At 31.1% G+C, this 1,568-nt stretch carries 2 protein-coding genes; both read right to left on the reverse strand.

The annotated features are described in order from the left end of the window. On the reverse strand, positions 1-222 hold a 222-nt coding region (locus VNJ50_RS09265; protein ID WP_325581171.1), incomplete at its 3' end, for a twin-arginine translocation signal domain-containing protein. A gap of 198 nt (positions 223-420) precedes the next feature. Then, complete coding sequence (locus VNJ50_RS09270) at positions 421-777, reverse strand: hypothetical protein (protein ID WP_325581174.1); 357 nt, start codon at positions 775-777, stop codon at positions 421-423. Positions 778-1,568: the final 791 nt, after the last annotated feature.

Raw genomic sequence — 1,568 nt, forward strand, 5'->3', positions numbered from 1 at the left:
AGGTGTACCACTGATTACTCCTACCAATTTCGCACGTTTACACGATTCCATGGCATTGGCGACCCTTGTACCATAGCTGCCAAGTCCCATTATGGCTACCCTCAACTGCGTTGCATTTTCAAAAGTAGAAAAATAATTTTCGAGGTTGCCCGAATAGCCTAAAACTGGCAACCCGACGGCCGAAACTGCAAGTTTCTTAAGAAAATCTCTGCGTGATCCCATGAATAGTTGTTTTTTAGTTGATTAATATTTTATCCTTTTCTAATGATGTTTCTATGTCTTGTAACATAAAAGGGGTTAATCAAGTAACAAAATGTAGAATGTAATTGTTTTTTCAAAGGATGTGTTGGAAGAAATTTATACTGAAGTTAAGACGTCTAATTGGGGTGTCTGCATCGCAGGCTATATGCTATTTATAATTTAATATTTATCGCCTTCACTTTTTTCTTTTGGAAAGTCTTTACTTTCAATACTTAAAGTTCCATCTTTGTTAACAACAACCTTTGTATTGTATTTTCTGTATAAAGCAAAAACAGTAAGTAATCCAAGAAGGCTTGTAATACCTAAAGTAGTATTAGTGCTTTCAGCAATTACAGTAGGTATCATTCCGGGTAAATGTGCATTACTATTTATTTGTTGGTCTTCAAAACTATATAATCTCCCTTTTTTCATTGCAGATTTTACAATCTTTGCTCTGAACTTTTTATCTTTTATTCTAATAGATGATTGATTAGTTTTCAGTGCTTTTTTTAATTCGCTTAAATTTTTTACATACATAGTTTTAAATTTTACGATGATGAATTATTTATTACAACTTTATTTACATTCATTCAGCATAAAGCCGAAACTGCAAGTTTTTTAAGAAGGTCTCTGCATGATCGAATGAATAAGTGGTTTTCGCTTGATTTATATTTTATCAATCCGAACTATATCTCTATTTACTATAAGACATTAATCAAGCAACAAAAGTTCAATTAAAATGCTCTTTTCTACTTATTAGTGAAAGTCGGAACATTTGCACATCTTAATACAATCTTTAATTTACCAAAACATGCTTTTATTTCTAAAATCAATGAAAACATTATCACTTTTATTTTTTATCCATTTCTCAGCCTACAGCTTCTCATTTCTTATTACTGAAAAAACATCATCAAAATATGTCATGGAGATATTTTAATTGCCCAAAACAAACTATATTACAAACAGATAGAGCATATCCAAACTTGGTAATATGGTTCAGACATTAAATAAATGACGTTGTTTGACACACCTTTTGACATGGAAATAAGAATAACACGCTTCATGTTATTCTTATTTCCATCCGTTTTTAAAAATAACACGTCAAGTGTCATTGAAATCTCCTCAGGATATTGCGCAAAATGAAAGTCAACTAGTAATTTTACATTTCATTTTTAACAAACACGCTCCACATTGTTACATTGTATTTATTTATTTGCATAAACGTGAACCATTTTAGGGAAACAAAAGCGATAAAAGCATCAAATGGTCCTATTTGCTCTGTTTTCTCGTGGAAATGAAAAAAACACGTGACGTGTTATTCTTATTTC

It is taken from the genome of Gelidibacter sp., from assembly GCF_035577925.1.
Classification (GTDB): Bacteria; Bacteroidota; Bacteroidia; order Flavobacteriales; family Flavobacteriaceae; genus Gelidibacter.

Excerpts from the sequence above, each read along its gene's own strand:
- VNJ50_RS09270 (WP_325581174.1), bottom strand. The coding sequence starts at position 777 with ATGTATGTAAAAAATTTAAGCGAATTAAAAAAAGCACTGAAAACTAAT.